This window comes from Alteromonas sp. BZK5 (assembly GCF_014349115.1).
Classification (GTDB): domain Bacteria; phylum Pseudomonadota; class Gammaproteobacteria; order Enterobacterales; family Alteromonadaceae; genus Alteromonas; species Alteromonas macleodii.
This window is the reverse complement of record NZ_JACSOE010000025.1, coordinates 34,177-56,810: the sequence shown is the minus strand read 5'-3', so window position 1 is coordinate 56,810 and position 22,634 is coordinate 34,177. Positions and strand designations below refer to the sequence as shown.

Annotated in this window: 17 protein-coding genes; 8 read left to right on the top strand and 9 right to left on the bottom strand. The window is 46.2% G+C overall.

All coding sequences use genetic code 11. The annotated features are described in order from the left end of the window. Window positions 1–85: 85 nt before the first annotated feature. From BIZ39_RS09705 to BIZ39_RS09695, 3 genes are all read right to left on the bottom strand, one after another. The gene (locus tag BIZ39_RS09705) at window positions 86–769 is read right to left on the bottom strand and encodes a DUF2982 domain-containing protein (protein ID WP_049589091.1); all 684 of its coding nucleotides are present in this window, start codon (window positions 767–769) and stop codon (window positions 86–88) included. A 165-nt stretch (window positions 770–934) separates the two neighbouring features. After that, a complete protein-coding gene (locus tag BIZ39_RS09700) occupies window positions 935–4,081 on the bottom strand; it encodes an efflux RND transporter permease subunit (RefSeq protein ID WP_049589090.1) in 3,147 nt (1,048 codons plus the stop codon). Beyond that, on the bottom strand, window positions 4,081–5,220 hold the full coding sequence (locus BIZ39_RS09695) for an efflux RND transporter periplasmic adaptor subunit (RefSeq protein ID WP_049589089.1): 1,140 nt from the start codon (window positions 5,218–5,220) through the stop codon (window positions 4,081–4,083). Before BIZ39_RS09695 ends, BIZ39_RS09700 begins: the two co-directional genes overlap by 1 nt. 129 nt (window positions 5,221–5,349) lie before the next feature. On the opposite strand from BIZ39_RS09695, the gene BIZ39_RS09690 reads away from it, so the two are divergent. The 4 genes from BIZ39_RS09690 (at window position 5,350) to BIZ39_RS09675 (ending at window position 9,687) form a co-directional block, all read left to right on the top strand. Continuing rightward, the gene (locus BIZ39_RS09690; RefSeq protein ID WP_049589088.1) at window positions 5,350–5,997 is read left to right on the top strand and encodes a TetR/AcrR family transcriptional regulator; all 648 of its coding nucleotides are present in this window, start codon (window positions 5,350–5,352) and stop codon (window positions 5,995–5,997) included. A gap of 163 nt (window positions 5,998–6,160) precedes the next feature. Beyond that, entirely contained in the window at window positions 6,161–7,174 is a 1,014-nt protein-coding gene (locus BIZ39_RS09685; protein ID WP_014948009.1) for an aspartate carbamoyltransferase, read from the top strand. A 4-nt stretch (window positions 7,175–7,178) separates the two neighbouring features. Beyond that, the gene (gene hemL, locus BIZ39_RS09680) at window positions 7,179–8,459 is read left to right on the top strand and encodes a glutamate-1-semialdehyde 2,1-aminomutase (RefSeq protein ID WP_014948008.1); all 1,281 of its coding nucleotides are present in this window, start codon (window positions 7,179–7,181) and stop codon (window positions 8,457–8,459) included. A gap of 154 nt (window positions 8,460–8,613) precedes the next feature. After that, window positions 8,614–9,687: an adenylate/guanylate cyclase domain-containing protein gene (locus tag BIZ39_RS09675; protein ID WP_039225111.1), complete on the top strand. Its 1,074-nt coding sequence runs from the start codon at window positions 8,614–8,616 to the stop codon at window positions 9,685–9,687. A gap of 28 nt (window positions 9,688–9,715) precedes the next feature. Here BIZ39_RS09675 and BIZ39_RS09670 read toward each other — a convergent pair whose 3' ends face one another. The 4 genes from BIZ39_RS09670 to glnK all read right to left on the bottom strand — a co-directional run bounded on the left by BIZ39_RS09670 (window position 9,716) and on the right by glnK (window position 14,357). Beyond that, window positions 9,716–10,642, bottom strand: a complete 927-nt coding sequence (locus BIZ39_RS09670; RefSeq protein ID WP_049589087.1) for a Dyp-type peroxidase — start codon at window positions 10,640–10,642, stop codon at window positions 9,716–9,718. Window positions 10,643–10,825: 183 nt separating this feature from the next. Next, entirely contained in the window at window positions 10,826–12,517 is a 1,692-nt protein-coding gene (ggt, locus tag BIZ39_RS09665) for a gamma-glutamyltransferase (protein WP_049589086.1), read from the bottom strand. 221 nt (window positions 12,518–12,738) lie between these two features. Continuing rightward, complete coding sequence (locus BIZ39_RS09660; RefSeq protein ID WP_014948004.1) at window positions 12,739–13,986, bottom strand: ammonium transporter; 1,248 nt, start codon at window positions 13,984–13,986, stop codon at window positions 12,739–12,741. Window positions 13,987–14,018: 32 nt separating this feature from the next. Then, window positions 14,019–14,357: a P-II family nitrogen regulator gene (gene glnK, locus BIZ39_RS09655; protein ID WP_012516988.1), complete on the bottom strand. Its 339-nt coding sequence runs from the start codon at window positions 14,355–14,357 to the stop codon at window positions 14,019–14,021. A gap of 281 nt (window positions 14,358–14,638) precedes the next feature. Between glnK and BIZ39_RS09650 the strand changes: the two genes are divergently transcribed. After that, on the top strand, window positions 14,639–15,454 hold the full coding sequence (locus tag BIZ39_RS09650; protein WP_239635950.1) for a hypothetical protein: 816 nt from the start codon (window positions 14,639–14,641) through the stop codon (window positions 15,452–15,454). 49 nt (window positions 15,455–15,503) lie between these two features. Here BIZ39_RS09650 and BIZ39_RS09645 read toward each other — a convergent pair whose 3' ends face one another. Then, window positions 15,504–16,223, bottom strand: a complete 720-nt coding sequence (locus BIZ39_RS09645; protein WP_014975463.1) for an AraC family transcriptional regulator — start codon at window positions 16,221–16,223, stop codon at window positions 15,504–15,506. A gap of 228 nt (window positions 16,224–16,451) precedes the next feature. On the opposite strand from BIZ39_RS09645, the gene BIZ39_RS09640 reads away from it, so the two are divergent. From BIZ39_RS09640 to BIZ39_RS09630, 3 genes are all read left to right on the top strand, one after another. Continuing rightward, complete coding sequence (locus BIZ39_RS09640; protein ID WP_049588554.1) at window positions 16,452–18,092, top strand: endonuclease; 1,641 nt, start codon at window positions 16,452–16,454, stop codon at window positions 18,090–18,092. 212 nt (window positions 18,093–18,304) lie between these two features. Continuing rightward, window positions 18,305–19,228 (top strand): DUF808 domain-containing protein, encoded by a 924-nt coding sequence (locus tag BIZ39_RS09635; protein ID WP_014948000.1) that lies wholly within the window; start codon window positions 18,305–18,307, stop codon window positions 19,226–19,228. 372 nt (window positions 19,229–19,600) lie between these two features. Beyond that, the gene (locus tag BIZ39_RS09630; protein WP_049588555.1) at window positions 19,601–19,885 is read left to right on the top strand and encodes a hypothetical protein; all 285 of its coding nucleotides are present in this window, start codon (window positions 19,601–19,603) and stop codon (window positions 19,883–19,885) included. Window positions 19,886–20,152: 267 nt separating this feature from the next. Here the strand turns inward: BIZ39_RS09630 and mrcB are convergent, their stop codons facing one another. Next, window positions 20,153–22,504 (bottom strand): penicillin-binding protein 1B, encoded by a 2,352-nt coding sequence (gene mrcB / locus BIZ39_RS09625; RefSeq protein WP_049588556.1) that lies wholly within the window; start codon window positions 22,502–22,504, stop codon window positions 20,153–20,155. Window positions 22,505–22,634 lie beyond the last annotated feature (130 nt).

Sequence of the window (22,634 nt, the reverse complement as noted above, 5' to 3'; positions counted from 1 at the left end):
AGTCCTTTAACTTAGCCCGCTAGGCTTGCAGGACTGTTTCGCGATTAAAAGGCTTCCATTTAGACCAAAATTCGTACACCAAAGGTCAACAGGCCCTAGCTTTCTGGCACTGAGCAATAAGTCCTGCAAACTCGCTGGCATCCCTATCTAGCTCTGAACTCGCGATAAAAATATCATACCCAAGGCGCTTTCTTAGCTCTACCATACGATGTGCCAGCATAGCTTTAATGCCTTTAATGATGGTCCCGTCTTCCATAACGTACTGCTTATCGTCAAACATAGATTGCTCATAACAGCTTCCAGAGGCGCAATTCTCATCTGTGTTCTGCATTAGCAATGGCCGCTGCTCCATTAACAAGTGCGTTGCAAGCCGTGGTGAAATCGTATTGAGGAAATCCGTGTAACTTTTGATTTTGAAACCGATGGTTTCAAGGGGAATATGCTCCAGCCCATGGCGAACACGGGGGCAATCTGCGCGCAGCAGGTTGTCCCAATGAATGCGCCAACTGCCCAGACGGTGGCGATAAGTGATATAGTCTTTGGCTATTTCCAAACTATAGTCGGGCTCACGAATTTTGAAGTACCCTACGAGCAAGCACACTAACGCGGCACTGGTGATAAAAATCCCCGCTAAGAACAGCCAATCGGGAAGAAAGGCTAACCACAGTGCCGCAACACACAAACCGATACAGCCCAGCACCAGGCTGGTAATACCGTTACTTTTCGAGGCTGCTCGGATATAGATTGGTTCGACACTAGTACCAGACATAAAAATACACCACCAACATGATTACGGCCCAAACGATATAAAGTCTCATGCGTTTACACTTCACGCAGTCGGTTTGCCACCAACGCAAAAGAGGATTTGATTTTCGCATACGCTAAGTAAGCCAAATTTATACGTGGGTTAAAAAGGGATAGTTTAACCGTAAAATTATGCCAATGTGTGATTTCTATAACGGTATCGTTGAAAAGCAGCCACTATAGTTGGCGTAAAGACTAACGACAAGATTACCGAGAATCCTACTCCACCAGCCAGCACCACGGCCAACGGCGGCCAAAAGCTACCTTCACTGAACAATAGCAAGGGAATCAATCCACCTACCGTCGTGAAAGTAGTCGATAAAATATGGCGGCTACAGCTCATGGTTTCTTCAACAATGGCTTTCGTGTCTCCCTGCTTTGCTTTGGGGTTCGCGTTGATAGCGGCAATGACCACTATCGATCCGTTGATTGCTACGCCAATAAGGCCAGCACAACCTAGCAGCGGATTAAACCCAACCGGCAATCCAGATATCCAAAGACTGAACATACCCAGCCCTACAGAAAGTATTGCCACTAATCCGATTACACCCGCCATGCGCAAGCTGGTAAAAGTCAGAATGAGCGTTGTTACCATAAGAACCAACAGCACCGGCGCATAGGTCGCTAATTTACCTAATGCTTGCTGCTGTTCATCAGCGTCTCCCGCTAAATGAATACGATATCCTTCGGGAAGAATTAATCGACTTTCGAGAAGATCTCGCAAATGATTACTTGCATCAATGGCCGGGACACCAGGAAGCAAAAACGCCTGAATACGATTTAGCCTTTCGCCATCAAGGCGCGTAATACTGCTGGTTGCAGGCTGAAGCGTTAAGTTTGTTACAGCAGCAAGTGGCGACCAAGAAATAGCATTGTCTCCTGCAACCGGAATTGGCATGGCGTCTACGCCCGTTACATTTTGTCTATACGCCTCGTCTAGCCTCACGCGTACAGGAATTTCTTCTGTGCTTTCCAAAACAGAACCACCGGTAATACCTGAAAAGTTTATCTGCATTTGATTGGCAAGCTCGGAAAGCGTAAGCCCCAAGTAAGACAGGTTATCGCTGTCCGCGTTTATTTTAAGCTCGGGTTCTCCCATTGAAACGCTGGTTATAGACTGAGAAATGCCGTCGACTTCAGACATTAACATGCGTACTTTGTCGCCTAGGTCATTCAACACATTCAGATCAGGGCCGAAAATCTCTACCTCAACAGGCGCCGCAATAGGCGGACCCTGCCCAAAGGCTCGCACTACAATTTGTACTTCTGGATACGCGCTATCAAGCTCTTGTTGTAGTTTGCCCACTAGCGCAACAGCGTCATCCACTGTATCTGTCGACACCACAGCATTTGCAAAGTAAGGCATGTTGTCACGGGTCATCGTCTGGTTATAGTACACCGACGGCGCAGAGCCCCCGACTAACCAACTAACTTGTTTCACGCCTTGCTCACTGCGAATAGCACCATCTATTTTTTTAACATAGCTCGTTGTGTTGTCGATGCTGCTCCCTTCTTTGGTCCACAGGTACACTTCGAACTGGTCTCTGTCTGCACTTGGGAAAAACACATTGGCCAAGGTGCCCGACAATACAAAACCCGATAAACAAAGGATAGCAATAACCGGTAACACCAAAATTGGCTGTTTAACCCATCTACCCAATTGCTTTTTAAAAGCGAGACTGAGCTCTGGCGCTTGTAGTCCCACTTTCCACCACGCCTTCGATGCTATTTCACGTTGCGAACTATTGTCGTGCTTTGGCAAAAATCGGGCAGCGAGGGCTGCAATGATAGTAAGAGAAATAAACAGCGAGCCAATAAGTGCCATCACCACGCTAATGGCAATCGGGCCAACAAAGTCACCAATGTTTCCATCTAAAAGAAAGATGGGCATAAAGCCTAAAATGGTCGTAAGCGTTGAAGCCAAAAGCGGCACAAATAGATGTGAAACGCTTTTGGCCATAGCACCTACTCGCGTTAAATTAGGATCTTGTAAATTAATGCGAATTTCATCGGTAATAACAATGGCATTATCGATAAGTAAACCAATGGCGATGATCATGCCAAAGATAGACATTTGGTGAATTTGCTCGTCGTAAAAACTTAAAGAGAACAAGGCAAAAGCGGCGCATAAGGGAAGTGCCAGGCCCACAATCCACGCAGCACGAAACCCCATGAAAAGTAGAATAACCATCATGACCACGGCGCAGCCCATAAGCAGGTTCATCGATAAGTCAGCAAGGCGAGTGGCAGTATATTCGTTTTGCTCAAATGCAACAGTCGCGGTTAAGGTTCCGCTGAAGTCTTTATTGAACTGTTCCACTACTGCTAATGCATTTTCTGTCCATACATCTGAGCGTAGCGAGGGCTGCATACGCGCTGCTACAAAGATAGACTCTTCACCATTTAAGAATGCCACGTCCTTTCGAGGTGTTGTGAAACTTCTCTCTACAGTCGCAACGTCTTCCACCCGTAAGTAGCGACCTTGCTCGTTAACTAAGGGAATTGAAGCAATCATGTTCACGCCATTTAAGCCCTCTCCCACTGTAAAGCGCAAATTACTTTGCTGGGAGTTAAGCATACCGGCAGGTAATTTGGGGTCGGCGCGGCTTATCAAATTGCTTACTTGCTGTAAGGTAAGACCCGTTGCAGCAAGCTTAATAGGGTCGACATTGACGCTAATTTCTTCCTGCGGTGCGCCGTATACACGCACTAGCTCAGTGCCGTTAACGTTTCGCAGCCTGTCTGTAAGTTCTTGGGCTAAACGCGCGGTGAGTGTAATAGGGGTATTTTCAAAGTGGTCTGCTCGCACAGATAGCAATAAAGTGAACGCTGTCGCGCCGCGCTTTTCATCGAAAACTGGCGCCATTGCACCTTCAGGGAATGACTCAGCGGCAGCGCCAATGGCATCGCGAATTTCACTGAATAGTTGTTCGTTACTTGAATCATTTATCCAGTCTTGCGTCTCTATGAGAATGATGGAGATACCAGCACGCGACGTGGACTTCACTTCCTTTATTTCAAATATTTCTCTAAGCCTGTCTTCAAGCACATCACTAACCAAAGCCTCTACCCGTTCCGCCGACGCGCCTGGGTATTGAGTGATGATCAGTGCGTTTCGCGTATCTATTCGCGGGTCCTCAATACGCGGCAGAGAGCCTAATGCTGACAACCCTGCTGTGACTAGCACCAGAAGACTCAGTATGAGTAAATGCCCTCGTCGGTAAAATAAGGTATACCATGGATAAGATTTATCTGAGCCGAAGTTAAATGACTTCATTAGCGTGCCCCAGCTTGATGTTGACTGGGGATTGATACCATTTGGCCAGGTGCGAGTTTGTGTGTACCTTCGCTTACGTAAACCTCTCCATCTTTAAGCGCTCCGCGCACAAACGCGTTGTTTCCGTCGGTATATACAACTTCCACTACACGGGCTTCAAGGGTGGCGTTTTGCTCGTTTGATAAAACAAATACGCGCCACAAACCGCGCAAGCCGTTGCTTAGCGCGTTAACCGGCAGCCAACTTCCTGTCTCAGAGTGAGAACGAAAGCCAGACAAAATGGCCATGTCACCGGGGCGTACCCGCTCATTACTATTTAATGTCACTAAAATATCAATGGTTCGCGTTTGCACGTTGCGAACAGGTAAGCGTTGCGTAACAGTACCCGCCACATCAATATCCCCGACGCTAACCAGCACCGGCTCATTAAGGTCAAACTGATCCACAACATCGGCAGGTACCGCGAAACGTGCCTGATAATTCTCTATGCCCGTAATTCCAAACACGGGGGTTCCAGCGCTAACTACACTGCCTTCATCAAAAAAGCGTCGATTGACTACGCCATCGAAGGGAGAAATAAGGGTCGTTTTTTCTATTTCTACATTCAGTGATTCAAGGGCGGCCTGCATTTCACTAACTTGTGCCTTAGCGACATTGAGACTTGCCTTGGTTTCGTCTAGTCGCTGCGCTGATTCTAGCTTTTTCTCAACCAACGACGTGGTTCTTTCGCTGTTTACTCTAGCAAGTTCAAGGTCGGCGTTTGCACGCTCAAGTGAGGCTTGAAGCTCACGTTTTCTGGCATTGAGACGCTGAATATCTTGACGGGCTAGAACATCCCCTTTACTTACTACATCGCCCTCTTCAACAAGTAATGTATTGACTTGCCCTGCCATATCGAATGAAAGCGAAGTGGCCCGCGGGGATTCGACAAGCCCAAAAACATTGATTGGAGTTTCAAAGCCCGATTGAATTTTGACTGTTCCAGTGGACACTGCAACCGGAACTCTTGCCTCTGGCGTTTGTGTCGCATTGCCAAGACCTGCTGTCATCAAAAGAATGACCAACGCTGCAGTAAAAACGGCAATAGCGATAATAAGTGAGAGTTTGCCACTTTTAGAAGGCGTCGTTGCAGCAGTCATAACATTTCCTTTAACCAGTTTAGCGTTTGCTCTGGGCTATATTTGCATACTTATTGTGCTATGCTAGTATATAAATACTAGACCGTCCAGTTTGATATTTAAATATTCGTCAATAAAGTGAGAACGAACGTGGCTACCACTCGAAAGCAAGGCCGACCTAAAAGCGAAGAGAAATACCATCTTATATTGCATGCAGCGTCTTGCCTGTTCTTAAAAGAGGGTTTTGCCAACACATCTATGGACACTGTGGCTAAAGCCTCAGGTGTGTCTAAACAAACGGTCTATTCTCATTTCGAAGGAAAAGATGCTCTCTTTCAAGCGGCAATCTCATCGAAATGCAGATCATACCAACTCGACACCCAGCAACTTATCGACGCCACTTCAGGCTCACTCTCACTATTAGAATGTTTACGAAAAGTTGGCTGTCAATTTGTGCGACTATTACAAGATCCTGAAGCCATTGCTATCTTTCGAGTAATTATAGCTGAAGCGGTAAATAGCCCTCATGTGGCAACACTTTTTTATCAGGCTGGCCCAGAAGCTTCCCTATCTACATTGAGTGATGTCATAGAGAAGTTCGGAGAAGGTAGCTTAAGCCGTGATATCGCCCAACAGCTGGCAGTAGATTATTGCGCCCTGCTTAAGGGGGAATATCACACCATGATGCTGTGCGGCATACAGTCTCCGCTTCAAGACGAAGCGATTACAGCCCACGTAAATAGCGCAGCTGAAAAGATCCTTTTACTCTTTACCCATTATACTCAGCAACACAATTAGCCGACATATGCGCACATGCACACTTGCATTTTGATTTTTGGAAAGCCCTTTTCAATAAAACGCCAAACTGAGAAAAACGTAAGGCAAGATTAACGTTGCGCTAATGACTTAACCCCAGCGGTATTATAAACTAGCGCCGTTTTCGTTGATGATTGAGAAGCGCATGTCTGACTTTACCGGTAACCACATTCTTTCGGTTAATCAATTCGATCGCGAGGCCATTGAGAAAGTGTTCTCAGTTGCCAATTCCATGCAACCCTATGCCAAACGACAAAAGCGCACAACCGTGCTAGATGGCGCCATTCTCGGTAACCTTTTCTTTGAGCCAAGTACCCGTACGCGAGTTAGCTTTGGTACCGCATTCAACCTTTTAGGTGGTGAAGTTAGAGAAACCACCGGCATGTCAAGCTCTGCGCTGGCTAAAGGTGAGTCATTGTACGACACAGCCCGTGTGCTGAGCGGCTATTCCGACATTATTGCAATGCGACATCCTGCGGCGGGTTCAGTGGCAGAATTTGCCGAAGGTAGTCGTGTACCTGTTATCAACGGTGGTGATGGTGCAAACGAACACCCAACCCAAGCACTGTTGGACTTGTTCACGATTAAACGTGAACTGGAATACAATGGCCACGGCATTGACGGCTTACACATCGCCATGATTGGTGATTTGCGCTACGGCCGAACAGTACACTCTTTATCTCGCTTGTTATGTTTGTTTAAAAACATTCGCTTTACGCTCATTTCGCCAAAAGAGCTGGCCATGCCTCAGCCCATCATAGACGCCATCGAAAATGCGGGGCACCAGCTTACGATTACCGATACCCTTGAAGGGAATATGGATGCGGACATATGCTATCAAACACGCATTCAGGAAGAGCGCTTTCCTTCTCAAGAAGAAGCCAACAAATACCGAGGTAAGTTCCGCCTTAATCAGTCGATTTACACGAAACACTTTCAGTCGAAGACCGTTATCATGCATCCACTTCCACGAGATTCACGTATGGAAGCCAACGAATTAGATAACGATCTAAACCTCAATCCAAACCTCGCCATTTTTAGACAAACCGACAATGGTGTACTTGTCAGAATGGCATTGTTTGCGCTTACTCTGGGTGTAGAAAACCTTCTCACTAAGTACGAGCGTGACGTTGTTTGGTACAGCAATAAGAGTAAGTAATTACATGCAAAAATCTGAAGCCCTATTTACCCGCGCCCAAAAAACCATTCCTGGTGGCGTAAATTCACCCGTTCGCGCTTTTAAAGCGGTAGGCGGTACACCTCGCTTCATCACGAAAGCTGATGGCGCTTACATGTGGGATGCGGATGGTAAGCAATATATTGACTATATTCAGTCTTGGGGCCCTATGGTTCTAGGTCACAATAACGCCCAAATTCGCGAAGCGGTTATTGAAGCGTCGTATAACGGCCTATCTTTCGGTGCGCCTACCGAAGCTGAAGTGATCATGGCTGAGTTGGTTAGCGAACTGGTTCCATCTATGGAAATGGTACGCATGGTGAACTCTGGTACAGAGGCCACTATGTCAGCTATTCGCCTGGCTCGCGGCTACACGAGCAGAAACAAAATTGTTAAGTTTGAAGGCTGCTACCACGGGCACGCCGACTCTCTGCTAGTTAAAGCGGGCTCAGGGGCGCTAACCCTTGGTGTACCAAGTTCACCAGGTGTTCCAGCAAATGTTGCTGAGCATACGCTTACCGTTGAATACAATAACCTAGACAGCGTAAAAGAAATCTTCGAAGCCCATGGCGATGATATTGCGTGCATTATCGTTGAACCTGTCGCAGGTAACATGAACTGTATCCCTCCTGTGGAAGGCTTCCTTGAAGGACTTCGCGCTATTTGTGACCAATATGGCAGCGTATTGATTTTTGATGAAGTAATGACAGGCTTCCGCGTATCTCGCGGCGGGGCGCAAGAGCGTTATAACATCAAACCAGACCTGACTTGCTTGGGTAAAGTCATTGGCGGCGGCATGCCAGTGGGCTGTTTTGGTGGCCGTCGTGACATTATTACTCACATAGCACCGACAGGGCCAATTTACCAAGCGGGTACGCTTTCTGGTAACCCAGTAGCAATGGCTGCAGGTCTTGCTGCTTTAACGCAAATAAAGCAGCCTGGACTTTACGATTCAATTTTCGAAAATACGCAAACGCTAGTGGATGGTTTCCAAGCCCTTGCTGACAAACACAATATTAGTCTAACTACTAATATTGCCGGCAGTATGTTTGGGATATTCTTTACTGACGTAGAGAAAGTTACGAACTACAAGCAAGCAATTAACTGTAATACCGAGCAATTCAATAAATTCTATCACGGTATGCTAGAGCAAGGCGTTTACTTAGCACCTGCATCTTATGAAGCGGGCTTTGTTTCTAAAGCGCATGACGCTGCAGTCATTGAGCAAACCCTTGCTGCAGCAGATAAAGTGTTCTCAACGCTTTAAGTTAATTCCTTTCTGGTAATTTTTGCACTAATACGCCCACCGTGGCGTATTAGTGCCTCTTCTTCATTGCTTCTCTCATACGTAACGCTTGAATTCCTCGCGGGCTAGATTATTAGCCTTCATTTAAAAGCAGTTTATAGGTGTGGTGTTATCAATGGATTGGCAGTTTGGCGCTATTTGCGCGCTTTTTCTCTACAGTGTCGCTATCACAACTTTGCACGTAAGGCGCAGCCGTCGGTTTGCATACAGAGCTAGCCAATTTAAACGTCGGCGTCATGTCTCCACCACTGTCGCAAAAAACGACGACGAAACGCACTTTCACACAGCTGCCGATGAGGCCCAAAGGCTTACACAAACCTTTCAAAAATTCATTCCAAAGCAGTTTGTGGAGCACATGTCGAATTCTGACGTAGACGCGCTGGGTCTTGGCTATGCGGCTGAAAACGACGTTGCGATTATGTTTTGCGATATCAGAGGCTTTACCGGTTTTTCTGAACGTATTACGCCACAAGAGTTGATGAACTTTCTTAATTCTTATTTCACCAGAATGAACGATCCTATTCATCAAAACCACGGTTTTATTGATAAGTTCATGGGCGACGCCATTATGGCGCTGTTCGATCATCGCGAAGGATCTTCACAACAAAAAGCTATGGATGCGGTTAATGCTGCGCTCGACTTACGCAAAGCGCTGACAATATATAACGGCCATAGAAAGAACAGTAACTACGAACCAATTAATATGGGAATAGGTATCCACTTTGGGCCTGTTATTATGGGTACGGTAGGTTCAGAAGATAGGATGGATACCACCGTCATTGGCGATAGCGTAAACATTGCTTCTCGCTTAGAAGCTTTAACCCCCAAATACGAGGCGGATATTATCGTAAGTGCCCAAGTTCTTCAGACCATAGGGTCTGGCTTCCCAATTAAAACCCGCTTGCTTGACTGGGTAAGAGTGAAAGGACGAAAAGCGCCAATTGAAATATACGAGGTGTTAAGCCACCTTTCAGAGAGTGAGCAGGAAAAGAAGTTGGCGGTTCAGACCAAGATTGCCGCAGGTATCGCATGCCGTATAAATCAGCAGTGGGACGAGGCCATTTCTTTTTTTGAGACCGCTGTCGCTATGAGCCCAAACGATTCGCTAGCGCATCATCACATAGATGTTTGTCGAATTTACAAAAGCGTCGATTTTAAGGAGGATTGGGATGGTGCGCTAGTCTACTAATCCCAATGGCCATAAGCGACGGTTAAATTTAGGACTCAGATAACTTAGCCTGCTGGCGAATAAAATTAATGGATGGCGCGAAAAACGCAGCACCTGTTTCAGCACTGGTAAAGTCCAGCCATCTGTCATAATCGCCTTCACCGTTGCCGTATATTTGGCTGTGGAGCATCTGTTTAAATGGCCGCGCACTGGCACTACAGCTTACGAAGAATAAGCCTTGAGAGGCCATATCACCGTATGGCATGCCTTGCTTAATTAGCCTTGGTTCGTCGCCATCGGGCGCAACAGTGCTTGCCCTAACACAATGTGAAGATTCAGATAGTTCGCTACTTACCAAATTGTGCTCTTGCGTGGTGCCCATCACTTGTTCTTGCTGACGGCTTGAAAGACTATTCCAGCGCCTTAAATCATGGCGATAGCGTTGTATGTGAACATAGCTGCCACCGCTAAAATCAGGATCATCTTCGCCAATAATCCCGACTTGTCTCCGCTTCATGCCACGTGGATTATCTGCGCCATAAAGAAAACCATTGAGGTCACGGCCATCTAAGTACCTAAACCCTCTTATCTGCTCCACCAGTTCTACATGAATACGCAACAAATCCATCACTTCAATGCCAACCGCATGGCAAATATCCAGCCTATCAGCGCGAATTTGAATGAAGAGATCGCAAGGCATGGTGGGGGCACTTCTATCGTCACACTGCATATCAGGAAAAGGGGCAAGCTCAACAGGTATCAAACCGGGGTATACCTCAGCCCAGTAACCGGTGCCAATAGCGACAACCCCGGTTACCATGGCTTCGTAGTGCTCATTCTCAAAATGCTCGAATATATCCAGCACGCGAGATAGTTTGGCGCGTACGGCTTGGCTATCGTCATCAATGACGTTCAGTAATAAATACTGTGCATGTAAATTTGGCTCAGCGCAGAGGCCTTTTTGTGGTTGTGTCATTGCCGCTCTTGTTGTTATTAACGCCTTGTTCTGACGTTTCGCTGCTGGCGATCATTCGCCGCGCTTTGTTGTGCGAACCTTATCGTAAAGTGTAGCGGCTGCTTCAAACTTTGAAACCCTTTAAAGCGAAGCAGCAAACGGGGAACAAATTAACTCCGCCGCCTATTATTTACACTAGTGTGCTTAATAGCCCGCGGCTTGTCCATCTTTTCGCGTTTCTGAAGCGCCAAAATAGACACCTTTCTGCTCGTCCCAAGCGATGGCCTGATAGCCACCGAACGCGCCTACCACGCGTTGAAGCTTATGCCCCCGCTCCATGAGTTCTCGCTGAACGGTTTCACTGAACCCCGATTCTAAGCTCACATAGCCACCATCAGTCATCAACGCGCCCGTTGGGCTACTCGACCCACTGTGCAGTATGCGTGGAGCATCCCCCGCTTCCTGCAAATTCATTCCGAAGTCGAGAATGTTTACAATAATTTGCGCATGCATTTGAGGCTGAGTTCCACCGCCCATCACGCCAAAGCTCATCACTGGCTTACCGTTTCTTGTTACAAAAGCCGGGATAATGGTGTGAAATGGACGCTTTCCCGGGCGATATTCATTAAAGTGCCCTTCTTCAAGGGTAAACATCTCACCTCTATTTTGAAGAATAAAACCTAGCCCTGGAGGTGTCATGCCTGAGCCCATTCCGCGGTAGTTACTTTGAATTAAGGACACCATATTGCCCTCTTTATCAGCAACGGTCAGATAAATGGTATCCCCTTCATAAATACCCGCATCAACGCGATTCGCTGCGCGTTCATTATCTATGAGCTTCTGGCGCTTAGCGGCATACTCTTTCGAAATTAGCCAGTCGACTGGAATATCGTTGAAGTCTGGATCCGCATAGAACTTAGCGCGATCTTCGAAGGCGAGCTTCTTGGCTTCAACAAAGGTATGGATGTAGTCTGCTGAGTTAAACCCCATTCCTTCGATATCATAGTGCTCAAGCACATTGAGAATCTGTAGTGCCGCTATGCCTTGTCCGTTGGGCGGAAGTTCCCACACATCATACCCGCGATAGTTAGCAGAGACGGGCTCTACCCACTCCGAGGTATGTGATGACAAATCCTGGTATGACAAAAAGCCGCCTTGAGACTTCATGTAAGCATCGATAGTGCGTGCGATATCGCCCTTATAAAAAGCATCTCGCCCGCCTGTCGCAATCTTTTCATAGGTCACGGCTAAGCCAGGGTTTTTAAAAACATCGCCTTTTTGCGGAACTTTCCCGTCGATAAGAAAAGTCTCTGCGAAGCCGTCATAGTGACCAATTCGCTCTTGATTCATCTGCCAGTAATAGGCAATGACTTCTGAAACAGGAAACCCCTCACGGGCATATTTGATAGATGGCGTAAGCAGCGCAGACATGGGCAGCTTGCCAAATTTTTCGTGTAGTGCAAACCAGCCATCTACAGCGCCAGGGACAGAAACGGGTAGCGGACCAAATTTTGGAATTTGATGCAAACCACGCTCGGCAAACACCGCTTTGGTTAACTGTCTGGGTGAACGGCCAGAAGCGTTTAAACCGACTAGCTTTTCTTCTTTTGCATCCCACACAATGGCAAATAGGTCGCCGCCAATACCGCTGCCTGTAGGCTCAACTAAACCTAACATGGCATTGGCTGCAATAGCTGCATCAACTGCACTGCCGCCTTGTTTTAAAATATCCAACGCCACTTGCGTAGCTAATGGTTGGCTTGTTGCTGCCATGCCGTTCTTTGCAATAACTTCTGAGCGACTTGCAAAGGGATGCCCCGTTATTCTGTCATAGCCCAAACAGCTGATACTAAAGAAAGCCAGTATCAAAGGTAGAAGTCGCACACTTGCAGTCATAACCGTCCTTTTACTAAAACGTTGCCGATAATAAATCTAGCGTTAGTTTATCGATTCATAGTGTAGCGTTATTGTCACATTACGCCTAGGCTCTTTTCCTAAGCTCAATAATGGTCTTAAAACACATTGCATGAAACGAAAAAAGCCCCGCATTAACGGGGCTTAAACGAAGTAATAAGGCATTATTGTTATTGTTGTTTCGTTGCCTAATCGAGACTCTCTTACGAACGGCTGCTTGTGAAGTCTGGGTATGCTTCCAGACCACATTCGCTCATGTCTACGCCGTCGAATTCTTCTTCTTCGCTCACACGTACACCCATAACCGCTTTAATCACTAGCCATACCACTAGGCTCACTACGAATACCCATACAAAGATAGTCGCTGCACCAATTAGCTGACCAGAGATGCTTGAACCATCGTTAGTGAAAGGTACAAGGATAAGACCTAGAAGACCTACCACGCCGTGAACTGAAATTGCGCCCACTGGATCGTCAATCTTAAGCTTGTCTAGTGCAACAATGCTAAGCACTACTAAAATACCACCAAGGCCGCCGAACAGCGTAGCTTGTAGTGGTGTAGGTGTTGAAGGCTCTGCTGTAATAGCTACAAGACCGGCTAGCGCACCGTTAAGTACCATGGTTAGGTCAGCCTTACCGAATAGAATGCGTGCTACGATAAGTGCAGCAATTGCACCACCAGCAGCTGCAGCATTTGTGTTCATGAATACAATCGCTACTGAGTTTGCACTTTCAACAGTTGCAGTAGCCAGTACTGAACCGCCGTTGAAGCCAAACCAACCCATCCACAGGATAAATGTACCTAAAGTTGCAAGCGGTAAGTTTGCACCTGGAATCGCGTTTACTTTACCGTCAGCGGTGTATTTACCCTTACGAGCACCAAGCACAAGAACACCAGCAAGAGCAGCAGCTGCACCAGCCATGTGAACAATACCTGAACCTGCAAAGTCAGAGAAACCAAGGTCGCCAAGCGTATACATACCGAATACTGCTTCGCCGCCCCATGTCCAAGCACCTTCCATTGGATAGATGAAGCCCGTCATAACAACTGCGAACGCTAGGAATGCCCAAAGCTTCATACGCTCAGCTACCGCACCAGATACGATAGACATTGCTGTTGCAACAAATACTACTTGGAAGAAGAAGTCAGCAGAAGGTGCATATGTTGCTGGCTCTTCAGCGACACCTGTTGCGCCATCAGCCATGATACCGCTTAGGAATGGACCCCAGTCGCCGCCACCGTACATAATGCCGTAACCGCAAATCATGTACATAGTGCAAGCGATAGCGAATAGCGCCACGTTTTTAGTTAGAATTTCTGTGGTGTTTTTCGCTCGAACAAGACCTGCTTCAAGCATCGCAAAACCTGCAGCCATCCACATAACCAGTGCACCGCAGATTAGAAAATAAAAGGTATCTAGCGCATACCCAAGTTCAAAAGTGATTTCCATTATGGTTTTCTCCGCAAATATATCGTTGTGGCTTACAGCGCGTCGCTATCCGACTCACCAGTTCGAATACGAACGGCGTGTTCAAGGTCGTAAACAAACACCTTGCCGTCTCCAATTTTGCCTGTTTTGGCAGCGCCAACGATGGCTTCTACCAGGCGCTCTACTTGATCATCCTGAACAGCAATTTCCAGTTTGACTTTAGGTAGAAAATCCACCTGATATTCCGCTCCGCGGTAAAGTTCAGTGTGTCCTTTTTGACGTCCAAAGCCCTTCACTTCGGTCACGGTCAAACCGTCGATACCGATTTCTGAAATGGCTTCACGAACATCATCTAGCTTGAACGGCTTGATGATCGCTGTGACTAGTTTCATGAGTTGCTCCCAGTTTGTTTTGGTTATTCTGTGATTTATGGTCGTGTTTCCAACTATGGGAAGATAAACCAAGAGCCATGCCACAAATGATTAGCCAAATAAATCAAACACATACAAGCAAACGCTTCATGAACGCACAAAAATAATGCACACTAATGGTGCACTGTTAAAAATTTGCCCAATTTTGAAGCGGTATGAGGTTGCGGTAAGGTGAGAGGACTAAAAAGTGCGATGAAATTAGGATGGAACTATTCGATAGGGCCCATGGTCTGTTGTTTACTATGACGACTATCACCCCATCTTTCTTTGCGCCTGAGCGCAGCATTGAACACCATTCCGTTGCAAAGAAAACGGCGTGGCGCCCACTATTAATTTCGGGCTGTGCACATGTGTTTGGGGTCATCGTAGTGGTCATACTTTCTCAAATGGGCATCAACAACCAAAAAGCACGAGTAAATGTTTTGGAGCGAACGCCGGAGATAAGCGCCAGACTTTACTATCCCCCCGTTCCACGCCCTTCTGCCCAAGCTAAACCACAAGAAACTAAACCAATCGATGTTTCCCCTAAAAGGCAAGAAATTGAGTTGAAGCCTGAAGCAACCAAAGCGACTGAAGCACTTGATAGTAAGAATGAAATTGTAGAAAGCCCTGCGTCCAAGCAGCAGAAAAATGCTGAGCCCGATAAACAGCAGGTACCCGTTGAAAGTAAGCCGACTAATACACTGCCGTCGCCCACTTTATCAAAAGACGCAAATCGGCGCGCAGGCTCGCTGAATCTGTCGGTAAAAGATGGCGCAGCCCTCTACTTTGAAAAGTATCACAGTGACAAAGTCGCTGAAGACGCAGAACAGGCAGCAAAAGCATTTCAAGAGCGTAAAAATAGTCCTGTGCTTAGCGGGCCAAGCACACAGCAAATACAAGCTAATGAAAATCGACGCCCTTCAAAACGCGTAAACTGTAGCAGTACGACCAATAAAACTTTGGCGATATTGAGTGGAATTGCTGGTGGAACCTTAGAATGCACCAAAATGGACGACCACAAACGATTTATAGAAGCCAGAGTCAATAAACTTCCTAAAGACGAAGAGATTAACTAGTTGTCTCTATCAACGATTTACCGTCATGTGAGGTAAGCCCTTATCACAGTCACTTTCTTTTGAAAAACTTAGGGGGGCGCCCGAAATACGCTTTGAAGCGGCGACTGAATGCTGCAACATCTTCATACCCTGTTAGCTGAGCTATACCCAACATTGGTGTATCGGTATTTCTAAGTAGTGCTTTGGCCTTTTCCATCCTCACTTTTACAAGGTAATCTCGTAAACTATGCCCGGTGGCTTCTTTAAAGCGTGTTTTGAATTGCGTTGTTCCCATGCAGGCTATCCGTGCTAACTCCACCTGTGTAAAGCCTCGGGCAAGGTCGCGATGAATATGGCTTAATACAGGAGTCATTCGCTTATCCATGCTGCATCCTTTCAAGGATGTTTCTAGCAAGGTTAAAAATAGCGCCAGTATTTCTTCATGGCCTTGGTCAGCAAACTGGCTAATTTGAATCTCTACAAACGATAAAAACGCCTGTAATGCTGACGTTACCTGAAATATCGGGTGCAACCTGTCATTTAAATTAACTGGCACATACTCCAAGTCCGCCACAATAAATTTTGACAGTTCGTTAGCGCTAAAATAATGGACCTCATTCGGCGCTATGCATACGCCTTCGCCAACGCCTACTCGCCCGCTAAAATTATCGATTTCTATCAAGATATGTCCGTTGATGGGCAGCACTAACTGAAAGTAGTTGTGTTTATGGCGGCACGTTTGCTTCGTATATGAGCGTACGGATAGCGATGGAATTGGGCTGTCAGTCATTTTATTGCTCCCAACAGTCCATAATAGGTAGTACTGATCTTTCGCTTAACTTACCGTTTATTTGCATCTATTTCCTTGCCGTTAACTCAGTACTCTCTGCCGTTAGATTAAGCACTTTTATTCATTTTGTCACAAATACGTGCAATATTTGATACGCCTAGGAAGGCGTCGAACACTACATTTAAGGAACAAATATACATTTAAAATAAAGACAATAACGGAAAATAAATGAATATAAACTTACGTCAAATAGTCGGCTTGGCAGGTGCGTTATTACCCGCTATCGCTATGGGTCAGGTCTCCAATGGAGACTTTGAAACATGGACGTCTGGCGCACCTAATTCATGGTCAACTATCGACTCCGGCATTAGTGTAGCTGAAAACTCGGTCTACTCATTCTCGGGAAGCAAGTCAGCTGCAGTTACCGTCAATACGACAACGCAAGGTTCAACTGACTTCCGTCAGACAATCAATGTAACCGCCGGTCAAAATTATGAATTTTCAGTGAGGCTATATCACACTGAAGGTGCTGTAAAAGCACGCCTATATGTAGACGGTTATCAAGGTTATTCTGACAACTCATCAACTGGAAACTGGCAACAGCTTACTTTCTCTTATTCCGCTACAGCGTCAAAAGAGATTGAGGTGGGGTTACGCTTTTATGATCAGACTGGCTTTGATGGGTCAGAAACCGTCTATGTAGACGCATTCGAGCCGACTACGCTTGGGTCAGGTGGCAATAACGGCGGTGGAAGCACGTGTGCTAGCCATTCAGGCGTTTTGAACTTAACTACCGACAATTACGGCAGTGAAACCAGTTGGCAAATAACTAACGCAAACAACCAAGTTGAAGCCTCTGGCAGCAACTACGCTAACAACCAAAGTTATACTGAAGCGGTTTGCCTTACTGATGGAGAATATACCTTTACCATTAGTGATGCCTATGGCGATGGAATCTGCTGCTCCTATGGCTCTGGCAGCTATAACTTGCTAATAGAGGGCGTGTCTGTTGCTAATGGCGGTTCTTTCGGCGCGAGTGAAAGCACCAACTTTAGCGTTGGCACAACGAGTGGTGGTGGCAGTGGTGGTTCATCAGAACTCACTGGTTACTATGCAAGTGCCAACGGTCTGTCAGGCTATACGTTAAAAACCGAGCTTTACAACATTATCAAAAATCATAATACACAAAGCTATGGCGACCTTTGGACATTCTATATTTCATACACAAGCGACAGCTACTATGAAAATGACGGCTCCATTTTGGACATGTATTCAGAAAACCCAAATGGCAGTGACGCTTACAGCTACACGGCTGGTTCTGACCAGTGTGGCAGCTATAGTGGAGAAGGCAGTTGCTATAACCGCGAACACGCCTTCCCGCGCAGCTGGTTTGGCGGTGCAGTCTCGCCAATGAATACTGATGTTCATCACGTTTTTGCAACCGACGGCTACGTTAACGGTCGCCGAAGTAGCTATCCGTACGGTGATGTCGCAAGTGCTACTTATACGTCATCGAATGGTTCCAAACTGGGCGCAGGCTCTTCTGCTTCTGGTTATACAGGCACCGTTTTTGAGCCCATCGACGAGTTCAAAGGTGACTTCGCTAGAGCGTATTTCTACATGGCGACACGTTATGAAAACGTCATTGCAAATTGGGAAACGAATAGCACCTATGGCGACGCAGTGTTGAATGGTACGAGTGATCAAGTATTTGAAAGCTGGTTCTTAACTCTGCTGTTAAGCTGGCATTCTCAAGACCCTGTAAGCCAAAAGGAAATCGATAGGAATGACGCTGCCTTCAATTTCCAGAACAATCGAAACCCTTTCGTTGATCATCCAGAACTGGTAAACAACATTTGGGGTAATTAACTTCAACATGAGAAGAGCACGAGCGTGCTCTTCTCAACTCACACTTCCTCTGATTTCGCCTTTTCTGTTGGTAATAGCCCTGCAAATTGCCTAAAAAGAACTGTGATTTATCGGCATTATTCCTGATTGTATATCACACATGTTTTAAGTACGCTAAGCTGCTATTTACTGGGGATTACTCTAACTGTAATACATAACAAAGGATATTCGACGTGGCCGCAGCTAACTTACTTGCCCTACTTGATGATATAGCAACGTTAATGGACGACATCGCAACCATGTCGAAAGTCGCTGCGCAAAAAACAGCGGGCGTTTTGGGCGACGATTTAGCGGTAAACGCCGACCAGGTCCAAGGCGTTAAAGCCGACCGAGAGCTACCTGTTGTATGGGCAGTAGCAAAAGGCTCACTTATTAATAAAGCCATATTGGTTCCTGCGGCATTAGCCATCAGTGCTTTTGTGCCCTCACTTATAACCGTCCTTTTGGTACTGGGCGGGTTATATTTATGTTTTGAAGGTGCGGAAAAACTGCTGCACAAATATCTTCCCCACGAAGATGAAGAAAAAACACGAGAAGCCAGAATAGAAGCGCTTACCCACGAAGATGTAGATATGGTAGCTTTTGAGAAAGATAAAATTAAAGGCGCTATACGCACAGACTTTATACTGTCTGCTGAAATTATTGTAATTGCATTAGGCACAGTGACCGATGCAACACTTACTACGCAAATTGGTGTACTAGTAGCACTAAGCTTAGCGATTACCCTTGGCGTTTATGGGCTGGTAGCGGCACTAGTTAAAATGGACGATGTTGGGCTTTACATGCTTCGCAAGTCGTTAACAGGTTCAATGAACACTCTTCAACGATTTATTGGCAGAGCGTTATTAGTTGCCGCCCCCGCACTAATGAAAACCCTTGCGGTTGTAGGCACTGTTGCTATGTTTTTAGTCGGTGGTGGCATCCTCACACACAGCATTGGCTTTTTGCACGTTATTACCGACTGGTTTACCGCACTTATCCCAGACGCATCGCTGGTTATGTCTATACTTGCTGATGGTGTTGTTGGTATTGCTGCTGGTGTGATCATTGCGCTAGTAGTGACAATGGTTTCACAATTTAGAAGTAAAGCGTCCTAGACCTATTCACTCTTTTATACATTGGCGGCGCTGCTCTTCTTTATAGACTAGCGCCCCTTTTTCTGACCTTTCTCATAGTCACCAGTGTCGCTGCGCAAGTGTTAAAAAATTTGCGTTAGTCATTTTGACCACCTCTACATTAAATTCGCTAAATTTTAGTATTTCTTTAATCCCCCAATTCCACCTTCATTTTTTATCAAAAGTTAAAATTCAATAAATTCATATACTTACCTTATTTTTACGAGTTGGCACATCCCTCGCTATAAACTAATTGTTAATTGATAACGACTTATTATCGAAACCTTTAGCAACATGATAGCTGCCACGCAGTATGTTCAAGTGCAGTGTCTAACTTAATTTTTGGAGATTACTATGTTTATCGGTCGCAAAACTTTCACTGCACTAACTTTAGCAACTAGCGTATTGAGCGCATCAGCGTTCGCTGACGACACTCAGAACAACATTGTTTCGCATACAGATTTTATCGTTGAAAGCGCAATGCATGACGTAAAGCAGAACTTGGACCTAGGCGTGACTTATGACGTGTTAACTGCAAGCCATACGTTTGAGCCAGAAGTAGAAGAAGCAAATGCATTGGTTGCTGACATCACTATTACGCCGATTGAGCCTATCAGCTCAGACGATAACGACGCATAAGGAGAATGCACATGTTAACCGCCGCAACCCTATTTATGGTGGTACTCGGACCGGTTATTGCGTTTGTAGTCAGTGCGCTGGTGTTTTCAACAGCGCGCCTATTCCTTCAGAAAGGTCACTGAAAACGCAATAAAAACAAATAGGAACCTAACCGACTACCGCTAAAAGATTTGCCTTCCCTGGGCCTTTTACTCCAGAGGGAGATAGAAAGCACGGACTGTATCCCAGCCAAGTGATTGTGTTTTCTATCTTCTTACTGGAGTTTTTTTATCCGAATATCCGTTCCCACCAGCTTTTATCATCCTTGTCGCTGTCTTTGTCTACGGGACGGCCTGAACAATCTTGTTGAGGTGGAGGAAGCACATCCAAAATAGCCGGTACGCTTAAACTCCCAGCACATCCTGCAACCACAACCGCGCCGGTCTTGGCGTCAAAATGTGCAATGCCTAAGCCTTTCGGGAAACGCCTTGATAATGACTTGGGTGACTGAGATTTCATGTAGTTTATAAAGACGGGCAAGGCCCCACCTGCACCGGTCAAATAAACCGGTTGGTTGTCATCATTGCCGACCCAAACCGTAACCACATTGTTTCTATCGAAGCCACTAAACCAGCTATCGCGGTAATCGTCTGTGGTGCCCGTTTTGCCAGCCATATTCACATTACCAAAATTCCAACCGATGCGCTTCGCAGTACCTTCGGTGGTTACTTTATACAAGGCATAGTTGAGCAAATAGGTCGCCGCCTCATCGGTGCGCTGAGCAAAAAACTCCGCCTTTTTCCAAAGCAGCGCATTATCTGCTGTTACTACAGAAGTCACCGTATGAAGAGGTATGTAACGCCCATCATTTGATAAGGTCTGATACATTTGGTTTGTACTAAATGGTGTCAATTCAAAAGCACCAAGGGTCAACGACGGTACTTTATCTACGGGGGTGGTTACCCCTAATCGCTCTATCGTATCGGCTAGCGCATCAAGCCCTATCTGCATGCCTAAATTAACCGTAGGTATATTTAAAGACTCGACTAGCCCTTGAAGTAAAGGCACCTGGCCTCTGAACTCTTTATCGTAGTTTTGCGGCGACCACGTTTTTCCATTTCGACTTTCAAGGGTAATGGGCTCGTCTTTAAGCGGCGTTGCCAAGTTAAATTGTGTTGGATCTTCTAGTGCGGTTAAGTAAACCGCAGGTTTAATCAACGAGCCTATTGGGCGTTTTGCGTCTAGTGCTCGGTTAAAGCCTTTGAACGCAAAGTCTTTTCCGCCAACGATAGCGCGTACTTCACCACTTGCACTATCTGTGACTACCATTGCGCCCTGTAATGGCACTTTCCTGTCTTTTTGCAAACCGTCTAGCGTACCCGACAATGCGCTTTCAGCGCGGCGCTGGGCTACGATATCAAGTGTTGTAAACACTTTTACGCCCGAATCTCTTAAGCTAGGCTCAGCCAGAATTTCATTGAGTTCCCGACGAACCTGCTCCATGAAAGCAGGGTGTTTACCGCTTGCCAAGCTAGCCCCACTGGCGAGCCCCAACGGCATATTCACAAAACGTTCGTAGTCTTGACGACTAATTTCATTTTCATCAAACAGCATGCGCAACACTAAATCACGACGCTCTTTAGTGCGCTCAGCATATTTGCGTGGGTTGTAATAAGATGGGCCTTTAATAATAGCAACCAACGTGGCTATTTCGGGCGTACTTAGCTCGTTAGCTGGTCGGTCAAAATAGAAATAGCTGGCAAGCCCAAAACCATGTACGGCCATATCGCCATTTTGCCCCAAAAACACTTCGTTTAAGTACGCTTCAATAATTTCGGATTTGCTGTAACGGGCATCAATGATTACCGCCATAATGGCTTCTTTTGCCTTACGCACAATGGAACGCTCACGGGTTAAAAACATGTTTTTAACCAGCTGCTGCGTTAGCGTACTCCCGCCTTGAACCGTTCGTCCGGCTGCAATGTTTGCCATTAGAGCCCGCAATATTGAAAGCGGCGCAACGCCATGGTGATTATAAAAATTGCGGTCTTCCACCAGGGTTAGCGCTTTTGGCAACATGTCAGGAATGGTGTCTAACGTTACCAGCATACGGTCTTCTTGAGACCCGCTTGTCATGCGCGTCACTAACCAGGGTTCTAGCTTTGCAGAACCATACGGGCGGCCTTGCGACTTGTCATAAATTTCCCCAATACGTGCACCTTCCCACGTTATCACTATATGACGCAGAGGCTCTGCACCTTCTGGAAACTGAAACGCACGGCGCTGCACAGTCAGCACCTTATTTTGATAGCTATATTCACCGCTACTGTCGGCAAAGGTTACCTTGCGGTAGCCCAGCAAATTGAGCTCATCAATGACTTCTTGGGGCGTTATCTCTTCACCTTTGCTGATTTCCAACGGACGGGCGAAGATCTGCGCGGGAACTTCCCATTTATTTCCAGAGAACGCATGCTTAATTTGGGCGTCAAGGTAGAAGGCATACGCCCCAAGCACAACCAAACCAATAAGAGTGACTCGCCAAAACAGTTTGAAAAACCACGAGCGCTTGGCCGAGCCTTTGCCATTGCTTGATGCTTTACTTTTTGAAGATGGATTGTCTTTTGTCTGTCTTTTTGCCACGTGAAAACGCCATGAAGATCATTGAGGATGACATCGCACATATTGCGATATGGATTTAACGAACGCCTTTAAAACGTTAGTTTTAATAGTATCAACATTACCATTCGGACCGCCTCTCAACAACTGTTTC